This window comes from Marinobacter mobilis (assembly GCF_900106945.1).
GTDB classification, from domain to species: domain Bacteria; phylum Pseudomonadota; class Gammaproteobacteria; order Pseudomonadales; family Oleiphilaceae; genus Marinobacter; species Marinobacter mobilis.
On record NZ_FNNE01000001.1, the window covers coordinates 495,543 to 510,505 of the forward strand.

Annotated in this window: 13 protein-coding genes; 6 read left to right on the forward strand and 7 right to left on the reverse strand. The window is 59.5% G+C overall.

The annotated features are described in order from the left end of the window. The first annotated feature begins 160 nt into the window (after positions 1-160). Both BLV11_RS02270 and BLV11_RS02275 read left to right on the forward strand, forming a co-directional pair. Complete coding sequence (locus BLV11_RS02270) at positions 161-544, forward strand: CidA/LrgA family protein (protein ID WP_091811304.1); 384 nt, start codon at positions 161-163, stop codon at positions 542-544. Beyond that, on the forward strand, positions 537-1,280 hold the full coding sequence (locus BLV11_RS02275; RefSeq protein WP_091811305.1) for an LrgB family protein: 744 nt from the start codon (positions 537-539) through the stop codon (positions 1,278-1,280). The genes BLV11_RS02270 and BLV11_RS02275 overlap by 8 nt, the downstream gene beginning before the upstream one ends. Positions 1,281-1,335: 55 nt before the next feature. Here BLV11_RS02275 and BLV11_RS02280 read toward each other — a convergent pair whose 3' ends face one another. The 3 genes from BLV11_RS02280 to BLV11_RS02290 all read right to left on the reverse strand — a co-directional run bounded on the left by BLV11_RS02280 (position 1,336) and on the right by BLV11_RS02290 (position 4,428). Next, positions 1,336-2,781 (reverse strand): WS/DGAT/MGAT family O-acyltransferase, encoded by a 1,446-nt coding sequence (locus BLV11_RS02280; protein WP_091811306.1) that lies wholly within the window; start codon positions 2,779-2,781, stop codon positions 1,336-1,338. A gap of 265 nt (positions 2,782-3,046) precedes the next feature. Next, on the reverse strand, positions 3,047-3,643 hold the full coding sequence (locus BLV11_RS02285; RefSeq protein ID WP_091811307.1) for an HD domain-containing protein: 597 nt from the start codon (positions 3,641-3,643) through the stop codon (positions 3,047-3,049). Between the two features lie 14 nt (positions 3,644-3,657). Continuing rightward, the gene (locus BLV11_RS02290) at positions 3,658-4,428 is read right to left on the reverse strand and encodes a class II aldolase/adducin family protein (protein WP_091811308.1); all 771 of its coding nucleotides are present in this window, start codon (positions 4,426-4,428) and stop codon (positions 3,658-3,660) included. Positions 4,429-4,559: 131 nt separating this feature from the next. Here BLV11_RS02290 and BLV11_RS02295 point away from each other — a divergent pair, with 131 nt between their 5' ends. From BLV11_RS02295 to BLV11_RS02310, 4 genes are all read left to right on the forward strand, one after another. Continuing rightward, positions 4,560-5,252, forward strand: coding sequence for a Crp/Fnr family transcriptional regulator (locus BLV11_RS02295; RefSeq protein WP_091811309.1), 693 nt, complete (start codon positions 4,560-4,562; stop codon positions 5,250-5,252). Positions 5,253-5,320: 68 nt separating this feature from the next. After that, positions 5,321-6,211, forward strand: coding sequence for a bile acid:sodium symporter family protein (locus BLV11_RS02300; RefSeq protein WP_091811310.1), 891 nt, complete (start codon positions 5,321-5,323; stop codon positions 6,209-6,211). A 136-nt stretch (positions 6,212-6,347) separates the two neighbouring features. Next, the gene (locus tag BLV11_RS02305; RefSeq protein WP_091811311.1) at positions 6,348-7,469 is read left to right on the forward strand and encodes a putative solute-binding protein; all 1,122 of its coding nucleotides are present in this window, start codon (positions 6,348-6,350) and stop codon (positions 7,467-7,469) included. A 3-nt stretch (positions 7,470-7,472) separates the two neighbouring features. Beyond that, complete coding sequence (locus BLV11_RS02310; RefSeq protein WP_091811312.1) at positions 7,473-9,620, forward strand: TRAP transporter large permease subunit; 2,148 nt, start codon at positions 7,473-7,475, stop codon at positions 9,618-9,620. Positions 9,621-9,629: 9 nt separating this feature from the next. On the opposite strand, the gene BLV11_RS02315 is transcribed toward BLV11_RS02310, so the two are convergent. Genes BLV11_RS02315 through BLV11_RS02330 form a run of 4 tightly spaced genes read right to left on the reverse strand, consistent with a single transcriptional unit; the run spans position 9,630 to position 14,907 of the window. Continuing rightward, positions 9,630-10,352 carry a substrate-binding periplasmic protein gene (locus BLV11_RS02315; RefSeq protein WP_091811313.1) on the reverse strand — a complete coding sequence of 241 codons (723 nt, stop codon included), beginning with the start codon at positions 10,350-10,352 and terminating at the stop codon, positions 9,630-9,632. After that, positions 10,346-12,037, reverse strand: a complete 1,692-nt coding sequence (locus tag BLV11_RS02320) for an ABC transporter substrate-binding protein (protein ID WP_139173191.1) — start codon at positions 12,035-12,037, stop codon at positions 10,346-10,348. The genes BLV11_RS02315 and BLV11_RS02320 overlap by 7 nt, the downstream gene beginning before the upstream one ends. 9 nt (positions 12,038-12,046) lie before the next feature. Further along, positions 12,047-13,618: a SpoVR family protein gene (locus BLV11_RS02325; RefSeq protein WP_091811315.1), complete on the reverse strand. Its 1,572-nt coding sequence runs from the start codon at positions 13,616-13,618 to the stop codon at positions 12,047-12,049. After that, positions 13,615-14,907 (reverse strand): YeaH/YhbH family protein, encoded by a 1,293-nt coding sequence (locus BLV11_RS02330; protein WP_091811316.1) that lies wholly within the window; start codon positions 14,905-14,907, stop codon positions 13,615-13,617. Before BLV11_RS02330 ends, BLV11_RS02325 begins: the two co-directional genes overlap by 4 nt. Positions 14,908-14,963 lie beyond the last annotated feature (56 nt).

A 14,963-nucleotide genomic window follows, 5' to 3' on the forward strand; every position in this document is an offset into this window, starting at 1 on the left:
GTGCCCGCTCTTGCTGCCCGGCTTCCCGATTCTTTTGTCTGCGGCTGGACGCAGTGGCCTGCTGCGTTGATGTCCCCTCATACTTCCGTCAAGTGTTCGTGGTTTCGATAAGTGGGTATGCTCAGAACTCAGCCAAGAAGGATAAGCCGGAGTTCCTGACATGCAGTTTCTCAACGGAATCACCCTGTTGCTGGTCTATCAGTTGGTCGGCGAGGTTGCCGTGCGTCTTGCCGGAGTCCCTATCCCCGGGCCGGTACTGGGGATGGTGATGCTGTTCCTGACACTTTGGGGTCGCGGCGGCATGGCCGAATCGGTCACTCAGGCCTCCACGGCATTGTTGTCTCACCTGTCCCTGCTGTTTGTACCTGCCGGCGTGGGCATGATGGTTCACTTTGGTCGGATTGCCGACGAATGGGTGCCGATCACCCTGGCGCTGCTGCTGAGCACCGTGATCACCATGGTGGCGACGGCTCTGATCATGCAGCTGACGACACGCTGGCTGATCGGAGCGGGCGCCGGGCAGGGAGGACGGGCGGATGACTGATCCCGGCTTGACCGATATCTGGGTTTACCTGTCGGCATCGCCGCTGCTGGGGCTGACCATGACACTGGTGGCCTATGGCTTGGGGTACCGGCTGTACCTCCGGACAGGCTCGAACCCGCTGGCGAACCCGGTGGTGACATCGGTTGCGTTGCTGATTGGCCTGCTGTTGCTGACCGGGACATCCTATGATGATTATTTTGCCGGTGGCCAGTTCGTACACTTCCTGCTCGGGCCTGCAACGGTTGCCCTGGCGGTGCCGCTTTACCAGCAGTTTTCCCGCCTTCGACAGCTCTGGCTCCCGGTCGCCATATCCCTGACCCTTGGGGTAGTGATCGCTGCCGGCAGTTCGGTCGGACTGGCATGGTTGCTGGGTGCTTCGACCGAAATCCAGATGTCTCTTGCGCCGAAGTCTGCCACCGCGCCGGTGGCTATGGGTATCTCCGAGAAAATTGGGGGGTTGCCCTCGCTGACGGCGGTACTCGTGGTGATTACCGGTATCACCGGTGCGGTGCTGGGCACCAAGCTGTTTGAATGGGTTCGTGTGCGCGACGATACCGCGAAAGGCATTGCGATGGGAGTGGCCGCTCATGGCATAGGAACCGCGCGGGCTTTTCAGGTGAGTGCCCAGATGGGCGCCTTCTCAGGTTTGGCCATGGCCCTGTCTGCCTTTGCGACAGCGCTTCTGGTTCCGTGGCTGGTGGATCTGGTCTCGGTGTGGTTGGTTCCTGGCGGATAAACGCCCGGATCAACCGCCGCGGGAAGGCGGCTGATCCGGGACATCGGGTCTGGACTCAGGCCTTGGCGGGTGCCCGGCTTTCGGGAGCTTCCGTATTGCTGGCCGCGTCCGGCATCAGCAGACTTTCCAGCTCATCCAGAGCTTCACCGGTATACACCGCCAGCTTCTGCATGCTCGGCAGGGTGTCGCGGCAGCCGGTGTAGCCGAAGTTCAGCGAACCGTCATAGCTCAGGCAGGTGATATTCAACGCACCGCCGTGGGCGATCAGCGACACCGGATACATGGCCTCAAGTTTTGCACCCTCGTAGTAGAGGGCCTGGGAGGGGCCGGGTACATTGGAAATGGTGACGTTGAACACCGGTCGCATACGGCCGCCCATCCCTGTAACCAGCTGCAGAATGTAGGGTGACATCAGCATCATGGTGTACTGGGTCAGCGCGGCTTTCGGCAGCTTCTGCAGATGTTCCTTGGCCTTTTTCGTCGAGTTCTTGATGTCCTGCAGGCGGGTCAGGGGATCCGCTTCATCGGTGGCCAGGGAGGCGATCATGAAGCTGATCTGGTTACCGGTGTTCTGGTCATCGGCCGGTCGGATGCTGACAGGAATGCCGGCAGTGAGCGAGGTCTCCGGAAGTTCGCCCTGCTCGGTCAGGAAACGGCGTAATGCGGTCCCGCACAGGTACAGCACGATGTCGTTCAGGGAACCGTGGGCAACCTTGGCCAGTTTGCGGATCCGTTCCATCTGGTAGTGCTGGGTAGCAAAGCGTCGCTGACCGGTGACCCGGTGGTTGAGCAGCGACACCGGGCCGGTGAAGGGCGCTGTCAGCTCGTCTTCCGGGTGGCGTACCGAATTGATCAGGCGCGACGCTGCGCCCCAAAGCCGGGGGGCCATATCGGCCTGGAGCTTGAGGGCGTCCAGGGCATGGGAGACCGCCGCCGCAATGGAGGCTTCATCGTCATCCTTGCTGGCACGAAGCTGGTCCGGGCGAACGGCCCAGGGAGGCAACATGTTGGTCTCATTCGGGTCGGTCGACAGCACCCGCTGCATCAGTCGCACACCGCTGATGCCATCAATCAGAGAGTGATGCATCTTGGTGTAGAGGGCGAAGCGGTTGTTTTCGAGGCCCTCGATGATGTGGCATTCCCAGAGCGGGCGGCTGAAGTCGAGCCGGTTCGAATGCAGGCGTGAGATCAGTACGCCGAGTTCCCGCTCACTGCCGGGGCGCGGCAGGGCCGAATGGCGGACGTGATAGTCGAGATCAATGTCGTCATCGATCTTCCACTTGGGGGCGATCAGGCGGCCCAGGTTGCCCGGATAGGACAGTTTGTAGCACCAGGGCTTGGCGACTTCGCGCTGTGCCTTCATGCGTTCAACCACATCCCGGAGAAAAGTCTCGGGTGCACCTTCAGGTACGGAAAATATTTGCATGGTGCCAACGTGCATTGGCGTGTCTTCAGAGTCTACTGCCAGCCATGAGGCGTCCAGTGTTGCCAGGCGTTTCATTCGTCGTCCTCTTGCTTCCCTTGCTCGATTGAGTGAACGCAGGGTGGTTTTTTCGTTAATGGTTCTTGTCGTGACATGCCATTATGTATGGCACACGTAGCCAGCTAACGAAAGGTTCCACCTTTTCTTCTTGATCTTGCTGTTGAGTATAAGGGGAGTCGGGCTGCGAAACGAGTGCGGAGGGGGATAAGACGAAAGTAACTGGAGTGGTCGTGGATCCGTCAGCACACCGGCAGTGACTGTGGCACCGCCGGTGTGGCTGGGCTCAGGCCATGACGTCCTGGGCTTCTTTGTAGAGCGAACGGACCGGTTTGGCGAAGACCTGGCGGACCATGGGTTCAAAAAATTCCAGAGGTAGAATCTCACCGTCCGGATCAAACGCCGGCGCGTCGTACTTGCTGACAAACTCAATGGTACGCATGAAGTGGGGGTGATCGCGATAGTTGTTTCGCAGGTCACGATCCATGCCCAGGTAATGGAAAAAGTAATAGCCCTGGAAAATGGCGTGGTGCTTGATCATCCAGTGGTTGGCTTCGCTGACGAACGGTTCCAGCAGCACCGCAGCAACGTCTGCGTGGTTGTAGGAGCCAAGTGTGTCGCCAATGTCGTGGAGCAGGGCACAAACCACATACTCCTCGTCCTTGCCATCCCTGTAGGCCAGGGTGGCGGTCTGCAGGCAATGGTTGAGGCGATCAATCGGGAATCCGCCGAAGTCTCCTGCCAGCAACCTTAAGTGTTGCAGGATCCGGTCCGGTAGGTTCTTGGCAAACGTGCCGAAGTTGGAGGCAATAATCGCCCAGTCTTCGGCGCTGCCATCTTTCATGTGCGTGAACTTGGCGTGAGCTGTACTCAGGTCATTCATGGCTGGGCTCCTTATCAGTTGCGGAAGCTGGGGTCGATGCGGTCGAGTTTGCGGAGCAGTCCGGGCCAGGCTAGTTTACCGCCCATGCCCTTGGTCACCTTCTCCGCCTGTTGCTTGATGGTATCCACGATGCCATCGGGCACCGGCGTCAGCGCTCGGTTACCGGCCAGGGCCTGAATCTGGATTTCACAGGCCGTCTGCAGGATATACATATTCAGAAAGGTGTCGGCCACGCTGCTGGCGGTGGTCAGCAGACCGTGGTTGCGCAGGATCATGAAGTTATTGGTGCCGAGGTCGGCTTGCAGTCGTGCCTTTTCATCTTCCCGCAGGGCCACCCCTTCATAATCGTGATAGGCCATGTTTGACAGCGGAAACAGGCTCTGCTGGGACAGCGGCAGCAGGCCTTCGGACTGGGCAGAGACCGCAACGCCGGCCGTGGTATGGGTATGCATGACGCAGGCGGCGTCTTCGCGTACCGCGTGAATGGCGCTGTGAATGGTGAACCCTGCCGGGTTGATGTCGAAGTCTTCAGGATTGATCTTGTTGCCATCCTGATCAACCCGCACCAGGCTGGAGGCCGTGATTTCGTCAAACATCATGCCATAGGGGTTGATCAGGAAATGGTGTTCGTCACCGGGGATGCGGGCAGACAGATGGGTGAAAATCAGGTCGTCCCAGCCATACAGGGCGACCAGCCGATAGGCAGCGGCCAGGTCTACGCGCAGTTGCCATTCTTCCGGGCTGACACGGTCTTTCTTTGACGGAATTGCCAGTTGGTCGGTCATTGGTTTGGCCTCACTTGAAGTTTATTGTTGATATTGCCTCGCGAGCTTCTAATCAGTGTAGGCAGGTCGGCGAGCGTAAAACTGTCAAATGGTTTACATTGTTCTCAGGCTTATTTCTATAGTGTACGACCATGATAAATATCAAGACGGTGCTAAAGGGCTGTCCGCTGCTGGCGGGGCTGCCTGACAGGGCACTGGATGATGCAGCTGCCATGGCGCGGCAGCGTCAGTTTGTGGCTGGCGAGTCGATTTACGATGCCGGCTCCATGCAATCAAGTTTATGTGTCATTGCCTCTGGCACCGTTCGGGTCAGTTCGGTGAACGCCGCAGGCAAGGAAGCAACACTGATTATCTTTGGTGCGGGTGCCTGGCTTGGGGATACGGTCTTTTCGCCCGGTATGCCTCGGGTGTATGGCGCCACAGCCCATGAACCGGCGACCATTGTTGAGGTTCCCGGGGAGGGTTTTCGTCACTTGATGGCGGAGTTCCCGGAAAGTTACCCGGTGGCACTGGATCTGGTGAGTCGGCGGCTATGGGCGGCCATGTCGATCATTGAAGATGATGCCTTGCGTGGCATCGATGCGCGTTTTGGCCGCCGAATGCTGTTTCTGGTGCAGATTCAGGGCGACGGCAGTCTTTCCCATGATCCGGTGGCGTTTGATCTGACCCGGGAGCATATTGCTAACATGATGGGAATGAGCCGCCAGGGCGTGCACAAGGTGATCAAGCATTTTGAAAGTCAGGGCCTGCTGGATTTGTCCTATGGCCGTATTACTGTTCTGGATCCGGTAGCGTTGCAGGCTTACCTGAACACGCTGAACTGATTCGGGATATTGATAAGCGGCCGGTTCGTACCGGTCAACAACAACAATAACTTCGTCGGAGATATACTATGGAATCCGGACCGCTGATATCCATTGGCCTGCCACTGTCCCTGTTCATCATTATGGTCGGTATCGGCATGACACTGACCCTGCGGGACTTTCATCAGGTCACCGTTAACCCCAGGGGCATGGTTGTCGGCACTATCGCGCAGATTATGCTGATGCCGCTGGTGGCGTTGGGTCTGGCCTGGATGCTGGGGCTGGCTCCCGCCATCGCCGTGGGCCTGGTCATTATTGCTGCGTGTCCCGGTGGTACCACCTCGAATCTGTTTGTGCTGCTGGCCCGGGGCAATGTTGCGCTGTCGATCCTCCTGACGGTAACGGCCAGCCTGATCACCATCCTCACGTTGCCGTTCTTTACCAACTATGCCTTGCAACTGCATTTCGGCAGTGGCGCTGAAATATCCCTTCCGGTGGGCAAGACCATTGTGATGCTGGTCGGTGTTGTACTGCTGCCGGTGGCGCTGGGGATGATCGTTCGGACCCGAGCGCCGGCTCTGGCGATCCGGGCCGAAAAGCTGGTCAGCCTGTTTGGCGGGCTGGTTTTGGCGGTGCTGATCCTTGGGCTGTTGTACGGGATTCGCGATCGGATCGGTGAGCTCGCCGCGCAGGCTGGTCTCGCCGCCTTGCTGCTCAATGTGGGTGGCATCGTGGTGGGTATTGTCACCAGTCGCCTGGCCGGTCTGTCTCAGCGGGAATCCCTGTCCGTTGCCATGGAACTGGGCATCAAGAACGGCACCATCGCCCTGATGGTGACGCTGACCCTGCTGGAATCCAGCGAAATGTCGATCCCTGCAGCGGTCTACGGGGTGTTGATGTTCCCCATTGGCTTCCTGCTGGTCAGCTATGGCCGCAAGGTGGTTTCGCGGGTTCCCGCTGCCCAGGCCGACGTGGCCTGAGCGAGACTCGCCCAACCGTTCGTTCTGACGCGGGAGGCTGGCCTTGTGGTCAGTCACCCGCTGCCCTGATCTTGGTACTCTGCGGTGATGAAGGCGGCTCTGTGCCGCGCCGACGACCCAATCAGGAACAATAACAATGACTGTCCGATCTGCCTTCCGCAGGGCCCCCCTGGGCGCCGTATTGCTGATACTTGCCTTCCTGTTGCCTTCGCTTTCCCAGGCCTCCGACGATGCCCTGAGAGCACAAATCTACGATCAGAGCCTGCCGTTGGAAGAACGAGTTGCCGCCATGCAGGCGCTGACCGGACTGGAGCCGGATCCAGAACGGATCTACCGGATCTGCATCTGGGACATCTTTGGCCGCTCAGGTCCGATTTTCAATGCGGCCCAGGCACAACGGCTCAAGATTATGCAGTACGGCATCAATGTTGAAATGGTGCCTTACACCAGCGAATCCATCATGGTCGAGGAGCTGAAATCCGGCACCTGCGATGCCGCGCTGATGAGCGGGCTGCGGGCCCGGTTGTTTAATCGCTATACCGGCACCCTTGACTCCATCGGCGGGTTCCCGGAGCGCAGCCAGATGCGTCTGGCGCTCCAGCTGATGGCTGACCCCCGCAGCGCCAATAACATGGTCAGCGGTGACTATGTGGTGATGGGCATCGCCCCCGGCGGTGCGGCCCATGTTTTCGTCAATGATCGCAGCATCAATACCCTCGCCAAGGCCTCCGGTAAGCGGGTGGTGGTGTTGGATTACGATCCCACCCAGGCCCGTATGATTGCCGGGGTGGGGGCCACGCCGGTGGTGGCGGATATCGTCAATGCCCCCAATATGTTCAATACCGGGGTGGTGGATGTCCTCGCCGCGCCGCTGGCCGGTTACGAAGTGCTGGAGCTGTACAAGGGGCTGTCGCCGGATGGCGGGATCATCGATTTGCCGCTGACCCACATCACCATGCAGCTGATCGGTCGCAGTGACGTGGTGCCAAATGAGCTGGCGCAGTTTGTCCGGGAAGCGTTCTATCAGGGCTTCGATGAAATCATCAGCCGGGTAGCGATGGAAGAGGAAAAGGTCCCCGGCAAGTGGTGGATCAGCATTCCCGATGCTGACCGCCTTGAGTATGAACGGATGATGCAGCAGGCGCGCCTGCAACTGCGGGACGAGGGTTATTACAGCGCCGAGATGCTGACCCTGCAGCGGAAGATCCGCTGTCGTACCGACAGCCGTCGTGAAGAATGCAGTAACCCGGTTGAATAAGCCATGACCACGAACAGTGGTGCCCTGGCGGCACCCCGGGCCCTGGTCATCAGTCGTTGGCTGTCGGCGTTGCCGATGCTGGTCATCCTGGTGCTGACCCTGCTGGCCTCGGTGGGTGAAACCCTCCATTCACGGCTGCTTGAGGTGGGTGGCGAAACCTGGCCGGATTATTTCAGTCTGCGCGTCATGGACCATGTCCAGGCACCTTCCTGTGAGCATCAGCCCGACCTTGACCGGGCAGTGGAGCAGGCGGTGCAGGCGCGTCAGCAGGAACTGGCCAGCGATCCTTTTGCGGATGTCTTCGGCGGGGCCGTTGATCGCGGTGCTATCCGCTCTTCGCTGGAGGCGCAGTTCGCGGCCTGTCAGACCCAGTGGCAGAACTGGCAGCGATTGCAGGCTCTTGATTCCCCGGCAGTACGGGCGTTTGCGACGGTGGAAGCCGGGCTGTCACAGGCGGTCGTGCTGGTGACGGGCAACCGGCGGGTGCTGCTGGGGCTGATGCTGCTGTTCTGCGCTGCGGCCGCAACCCTGCGCCGCCAGCATATTGCCTTGCGCCCGGTGGAAAGCCAGCGGGATGACCGGGTGGCTACGCTGGCGCAGTTGCTGGCCAACGGATTGCTGACCGTCTCCGCGCTGCTGTATCGCCAGCAGGAGCTGGCCCAGGCAGCCGCGGGCATGCCCCTGGCCCACTTGTTCATGCACGATGTCTGGGTGCTGGGCTTTGGCGGGCTGACGCTGATTTCAGCCTGGCAGCTACGGCTACCGCGCACCGACCTGCCCCAAGGGGAGTCCTGGGGGCGGTCATTGCTCAGTATTCCCCTGTACAGTTTCATGTGCCTGACCGCGGCGGCCCAGTTTGCCTGGCATGGTTTCTATCACGGCATCGCGGTTTACCTGAACATGATGGCGGAACTGTCGGCCTTGTTCCTGAGTCTGGGGCTGTATGTCTGGGTGGGTATGCTGCTGGCACGTACCCATTTGCCCCGCAAGGTGTTTGACCTGATCCGGCCCTGGCAACTGCCCCCCAAATGGCTGGGTGTGGTGGTACTGTTACTGACCGCATTACCGACCGCCTACAGCGGCGCATCCGGGATATTTATACTGGCGGCGGGCATGACCCTTTACCGGGAACTGCGCCGTGCAGGAACGTCGGAGCAGCTGGCGTTGGCCACCACCGCTATTTCCGGCTCCATGGGCACCATGTTGCGGCCCTGCCTGTTGGTGGTGATTGTGGCGACCCTCAACAACAGTGTGACCACCGACGAGCTGTTCACCGCCGGTGCCCGGGTGCTGTTGCTGACGGCGCTGATCTACACCCTCTACGTGCTGGTGCTCGGTGGTAAGTCGACGCTGCGCATTGCTTCCCCCCGCGCGGCATTGCCCGGCATGCTCAGGGCACTCTGGCCGTTATTACCCTATATCGCCTGTTTTGTCGGTGTCGTGATGGCCTGGGAACTGTTGCTCGGACGTGGGCTGGATGAGTTCTCCGCGCCGGCCATTCTGCCCCTGGTCATGCTGCTGGTGGTGGCGATGGAGCGACTGATCCTCAAGGAACGTGATCCGGACCGCGATGAGGGCCCAGAGGCTGCGGACGAATCACTGGCAGAACCGGAACGCGGCGGTTTTCGTCAGGCGGTGATGCGTGCCACCGATGACTCCACGGCGCTGATTGGCGCGCTGCTGATGCTGATGGCACTGTCTGTGAGCATGGGCGGGTTGATCGAACGTTCAGGGCTGCTGGAACTGTTCCCTCAGGACCTGGGGTCGGTCTGGCTGACCCTGGCGCTGCTGATGGGCATGCTGGTGATCATCGGCATGATCATGGACCCCTACGGCGCGGTGCTGCTGGTCAATGCCACTCTGGCACCCATTGCCCTGGATAACGGTATCAACCCCCTGCATTTCTGGGTGATGACGGTGCTGGCCTTTGAAATGGGCTATCTGACGCCGCCGGTCGCGCTGAATCATCTGCTGACCCGTCAGGTGGTGGGTATGCCCACGGAGTGGGAAAGCCTGCATGGCACCTTCTGGCAACGTAATTTCCGCTACATCCTGCCGGTTCTGGTGATGGGAACCGCGCTGCTCGTGGTCACCTTCACCCCGGAAGCCTCCGACTGGGCGTACCGCCTGCTGCTTGGGGTGCCGGAGTGATCCTGCTGATCAGGGTTCCAGCGCCATGATATCGGCCAGCTCTCCGTTCTGGTAAAGCGTCAGCAAGGCCTGCGCCAGTTTGCGAATTCGCGCCTGGGGCACGCTGGTGTTGCAACCCATGGAACGCAAGGTAGTGAAGAACACCAGTTCCGGCTCGTTCAGTTCAATGCCCCGGTCCCGGGCCGTGAGTGGCGCCGCCCGGGTGTCGGAAATCCATAGGTCGACCCGCCCGGCCTGCAGCATCAGCAGGCTGAGGTAGGGTTTTGACGCCAGGTGCACGTTGAATCCCTGCCCCTGCAGATACTCCCCGACACCACTTCCCAGATAACTGCCAATACGCCACTGCCGGGCATCGTTCAGGGTAACGATTGACTGGGGGCGATCCGGATGACTGTAGAGGCCGTGGCGGGAGACCGATACCGGGCCAATCCAGCTGAGACTGGTTTCACGCTCCTGAGAACGGTCGATGGGGAAGGCGCAGGTACCAGGGTGGTTGATTGCGCTGCGCAGCGCCCGCTTAGGGGGTTGGAACTCCAGTACAAACTCGTCTCCCGCCAGCTCGAACATCCGCTGAATGACCCGATAGGCGTAGCCATCCGCCTGATTACCCTCAAGCTGGTTAACCAGCGGAGGGAAGTCAAAGCTGATCAGGGTGAGTGGTGCCTCGGCACGGGCAAGGCCTGCATTGAACAGGAACAGGGCAACAGTGGCCAGGCGCAGCAGGGTTACCATTGTTCGATGGCCTCCCGGTAGGGCAGGGTCAGCGGTTGAGGGGCCCGGGTAAGTGCGGGTTTCGGTGCCCCGGGGGCCTGCAGCCAGAGTTCTTCCTCCTGCGGGATTGCAAGGCGGGGCGCGCAGCTCAGGGTGGCGTTGTTACCCAGTTCTTCCAGTGTCAGGTCCACATTCCGGGCCATGGCGGTCATGGCCTCGGCGGGTGTGGCTTCATGGCGTAGCACCCGACTGAGCTGCTGCCACCAGTAGCCAGACAGGGCGGCGTAATCGGGCACGTTAACCCCCGTGGGGGTCCAGATATGACGGGCGTTGCTGCGGTAAAACTCCACCAGCCCTCCCAGATAAGGCGCCTGCTCACCAAACTGTCGGGACTCAATGTCGGAAGCTCGCACCGGTGTCAGACTGACCAGAAGCTTTCGCAGTGACACGGTTTTGGACACTGTAAATTGCGCATACAGCCAGGCCGCCGCAAGCCGGTCTGCCGGCGTGTTGGTCAGAAAGGTCCAGCCGCCGGCATCCTGGTAGCCCGATTTCATGCCGTCTTCCCAGTACGCCCCCCGGGGCGACGGCGCCACCCGCCACAGAGGTCTGCCATCACTGCCGTTAACCTGTGAGCTGGGTGCAGTCAGGGCCGGCATGAAGGCGGTATACCAGAATACCTGTTGTGCCACCTGACCCTGGGCCACCCATTCACCCGACGAACTGAACGTCAGTTCAAAGGCTTCCGGAGGGGCGTACTGTTCAAGCCAGTCCACATATTTGCTGACCGCGTAGATGGCGGCCGGGCTATCAAGGGCTCCACCCCGGGCGACCGAGGCGCCAACCGGATGGCACCCTTCCACCCGAATGCCCCAGTCATCCACCGGATGTCCGTTGGGCAGACCCTTGTCGCCCGCACCCGCGAGGCTCAGCCAGGCATCGGAAATGCGCCAGCCCAGTGAAGGGTCGGTGCGGCCATAGTCCATGTGGCCCCATACACGCTGGCCATCGATATACCGCACTTTCTCACTGAAGAATCTGGCAATGTCCTCGTAAGCGGCCCAGTTCTGAGGAACATTCAGGGGGTAGCCATACTCGGTCTCAAACTGCTTTTGCAGATCGGGGCGGCTGAACCAGTCGTGACGATACCAGTAGAGATTGGCAAATTGCTGGTCCGGGAGCTGATAAAGCTTGCCATCGGGGGCGGTGCCGAAGGCCAGACCAATGAAATCGTCCAGATCCAGAGTGGGTAAGGTGACGGAGGCACCGTCTCCCTCCATGTAGTCTGACAGGGCGAGGGTCTTGCCATAGCGGAAGTGGGTGCCGATGAAGTCGGTGTCGTTAATGTAGCCGTCGTAGATATTAAGACCGGTATCCATTTGCGCGCGGATCTTCTTGACCAGGTCATCCTCCCCGGTCACCTCATGAATAACATGGATGCCGGTGATCTCGCGGAAAGCTCGGGCCAGGACATTGGATTCGTAGGTGTGGGTATCGATGCGTTCGGAAACCACGCGAATGGTCATGCCGCGGTAGGGCGCGGCCGCACGGGAGAACCAGGCGAGTTCATCCAGTTGCTGTTCGCGGGTCAGGGTTGATTCGGTAAATTCATTATTGAGCCAGCGTTCGGCGGCATCGGCATAAATGTCCGCACGCACCGGAAGTGCCGCTAGACACCAAGCAACCAGAGCGAGTAAAAATTTCACGGGTGAATCTCAGGTATCAGGTTCCTCATCCATGTCCCTTGGCGGGCAATGGAACTCTTGTACCAGTTTAGCATCATCCACGCTTTCGAGGTGAACATCGAATCCCCAAAGTCTGTGGGTGTGACGCAGTACTTCTTCCGTGTCCTCAGCCAGTGGAATGCGGTCAACCGGGACATGACGCAAGGTCAGTGAACGATCACCGCGAATGTCGACATTCCATACCTGGATATTGGGTTCCCGGTAACTGAGGTTGTACTGTCGCGCCAGTTTTTCCCGCAGCACCCGATAACCGGGTTCGTCGTGGATGGCGGTTACCTTGTAAGCGTCGGCCTGGTCATCATTTTCGATAGCAAACAGTTTCAGGTCCCGCATCACCTTGGGTGAGAGGAACTGCTGGATGAAGCTCTCGTCCTTGAAGTTTTGCATGGCAAAATGGAGCGTTTTCACCCAGTCGGTTCCGGCGAAATCCGGGAACCACTGGCGGTCTTCCTCAGTCGGGTTCTCACAAATCCGGCGCAGATCGGAATAGATTGAAAAGCCCAGGGTGTAGGGGTTTATGCCGGAATACCAGGGGCTGTTAAACGGCGGTTGATAGATCACGGCCGTGTGGCTCTGCAGAAATTCCATCATGAAGCCGTCGGTGACCAGACCTTTCTCATAGAGCCGGTTAAGCAGGGTGTAATGCCAGAACGATGCCCAGCCCTCGTTCATCACCTGTGTCTGTCGCTGGGGATAGAAATACTGGGCGATCTTGCGCACGATGCGGATGATTTCCCGCTGCCAGATTTCCAGCAAGGGGGCGTTCTTCTCGATAAAGTAGAGCAGGTTTTCCTGGGGTTCTTCCGGGTAACGCCGTTTGCGGCGATCCCTGTCGGCTTCGTCCTCCTGGCTTTTGGGGATTGTACGCCAGAGATCGTTGAGCTGGCGCTGCAGGTATTCTTCCCGTTCTTTCTGGCGGCGTTCTTCCTCTGCGGCGGAAATGGGGGCAGGGCGCTTGTAGCGGTCAACGCCGTAGTTCATCAGGGCGTGGCAGGAATCGAGAATTTGCTCCACGGCATCAACGCCATGGCGCTCCTCGCACTGAGCGATGTAGTTACGGGCGAACACCAGATAGTCAATGATGGCGCTGGCATCGGTCCAGGTGCGGAACAGGTAGTTGCCCTTGAAAAAGGAATTGTGACCGTAGCAGGCATGGGCAATCACCAGTGCCTGCATGGGCAGGGTGTTTTCTTCCATCAGGTAGGCAATGCAGGGATCGGAGTTGATCACGATTTCATAGGCCAGTCCCATCTGGCCACGCTGATAGCCCTTGGCTGTATTCAGGAACTGCTTACCGAAGGACCAGTGGTGGTAACCCACCGGCATGCCGACCGAGCTGTAAGCGTCCATCATCTGCTCGGCGCTGATCACCTCAATCTGGTTTGGGTAGGTGTCGATACCGAACTCTGCCGCGCACTTGGCAATTTCTTCGTCGTACCGGCCAATCAGTTCAAAGGTCCACTCCGATCCAGTGGAGATGGGGTTGCGGGCGGGTGGCTTCCGCGCCGGTTTCTTGGGGGGGCGATCGACGGTCTCACTCATGCCGCTTTCCTCTCAAACAGCTGACGGAATACCGGGTAGATCTCACCGGCGTCAGCAATCTGCTGCATGGCAAAGCTGTTGGGTGACTGGGCCATGACCTTTTCGTACTCGTACCACAGCATCTGGTGATCCTGTGGGGTGATCTCCACGTAGGCGAAGTACTGCACCAGGGGCAGAATGCCGTCCTGCAGCAACTTGCCACAGACGGGGGAATCGTCATTCCAGTTGTCGCCATCGGACGCTTGCGCGGCGTAGATGTTCCACTCCGCAGGGGAGTAGCGGGCATCGACGATCTTTTTCATCAGTTTCAGGGCGCTGGACACAATGGTGCCGCCCGTTTCCCGGGAATAGAAAAACTCCTCCTCATCCACTTCCTTGGCGCTGGTGTGATGGCGAATGAAGACCACATCGATCTTCTTGTAGTTCTTTTTCAGGAACAGATACAGCAGGATAAAGAAGCGCTTGGCGATGTCCTTGTGCATCTGGGTCATGGAACCGGAGACGTCCATGAGGCAGAACATCACCGCGCTGGTGGCCGGCTGCGGTTTTTTCTGATGCTGGCGGAAACGCAGGTCGATATCGTCAATGAACGGGATGCGTTTGAGGTTGCCCTTGAGACGGGCAATCTCGGCCTCTAGCGCGGCTATCTGGTCCTCGATCCGGAACGCCGGATCCGGTTCCGGAGGGTTGCTCTTCAGTTCCGCCAGTTGGCGTTCCAGTTCCCGCACCTTTCGTCGCCGCGCGCCGCCCAGACTGAGCCGGCGGGCATGGGCGCCGCGCAGGGACCGTACAACATCGAGCCGGGCAGGTATGCCCTGGGTCGAGTAGCCAGCGCGGACGTATTTAAAGGCTTCGGTATCCTTGAGTTTCTTGCGGGCAAGGTTGGGCAGTTCGAGATCATCGAACAGGAAATCGAGAAACTCCTCCTGGGTAATCTGGAAGGCAAACTCATCCATGCCTTCGCCGTCGGGGCTGGCTTTGCCGCCCCCACCACCGCCCCCGCCGCCCGGGGGCTTAGGAATGCTGTCGCCGGCCACGTATTCGCGGTTGCCCGGATGGACGATTTCCCGTCGCCCCCCCTGACCATGGTGAAACACCGGTTCCTGGATATCACGGGAAGGAATGCTGACGTTTTCCCCCCGCTCGATGTCGGTGATCGAGCGTCGCTGGACCGCATCCGCCACCGCTTTCTTGATGTGCTGGCGATAGCGGCGCAGGAACCGTTCCCGGTTCACTGCGCTCTTGTTCTTGCCGTTCAGTCGTCGGTCGACAATGTGGGTCATCCCCATAACTGCACCCCGTAATAGCCAGAAAGTTCACGAGCACGAGGAGTCTTCATGCGCGA

Bases quoted from the DNA above. Each gene is read 5' to 3' on its own strand.
- BLV11_RS02270 (WP_091811304.1), top strand. From the start codon at position 161: ATGCAGTTTCTCAACGGAATCACCCTGTTGCTGGTCTATCAGTTGGTC.
- BLV11_RS02275 (WP_091811305.1), top strand. From the start codon at position 537: ATGACTGATCCCGGCTTGACCGATATCTGGGTTTACCTGTCGGCATCG.
- BLV11_RS02280 (WP_091811306.1), bottom strand. From the start codon at position 2,781: ATGAAACGCCTGGCAACACTGGACGCCTCATGGCTGGCAGTAGACTCT.
- BLV11_RS02285 (WP_091811307.1), bottom strand. From the start codon at position 3,643: ATGAATGACCTGAGTACAGCTCACGCCAAGTTCACGCACATGAAAGAT.
- BLV11_RS02290 (WP_091811308.1), bottom strand. From the start codon at position 4,428: ATGACCGACCAACTGGCAATTCCGTCAAAGAAAGACCGTGTCAGCCCG.
- BLV11_RS02295 (WP_091811309.1), top strand. From the start codon at position 4,560: ATGATAAATATCAAGACGGTGCTAAAGGGCTGTCCGCTGCTGGCGGGG.
- BLV11_RS02300 (WP_091811310.1), top strand. From the start codon at position 5,321: ATGGAATCCGGACCGCTGATATCCATTGGCCTGCCACTGTCCCTGTTC.
- BLV11_RS02305 (WP_091811311.1), top strand. From the start codon at position 6,348: ATGACTGTCCGATCTGCCTTCCGCAGGGCCCCCCTGGGCGCCGTATTG.
- BLV11_RS02310 (WP_091811312.1), top strand. From the start codon at position 7,473: ATGACCACGAACAGTGGTGCCCTGGCGGCACCCCGGGCCCTGGTCATC.
- BLV11_RS02315 (WP_091811313.1), bottom strand. From the start codon at position 10,352: ATGGTAACCCTGCTGCGCCTGGCCACTGTTGCCCTGTTCCTGTTCAAT.
- BLV11_RS02325 (WP_091811315.1), bottom strand. From the start codon at position 13,618: ATGAGTGAGACCGTCGATCGCCCCCCCAAGAAACCGGCGCGGAAGCCA.
- BLV11_RS02330 (WP_091811316.1), bottom strand. From the start codon at position 14,907: ATGGGGATGACCCACATTGTCGACCGACGACTGAACGGCAAGAACAAG.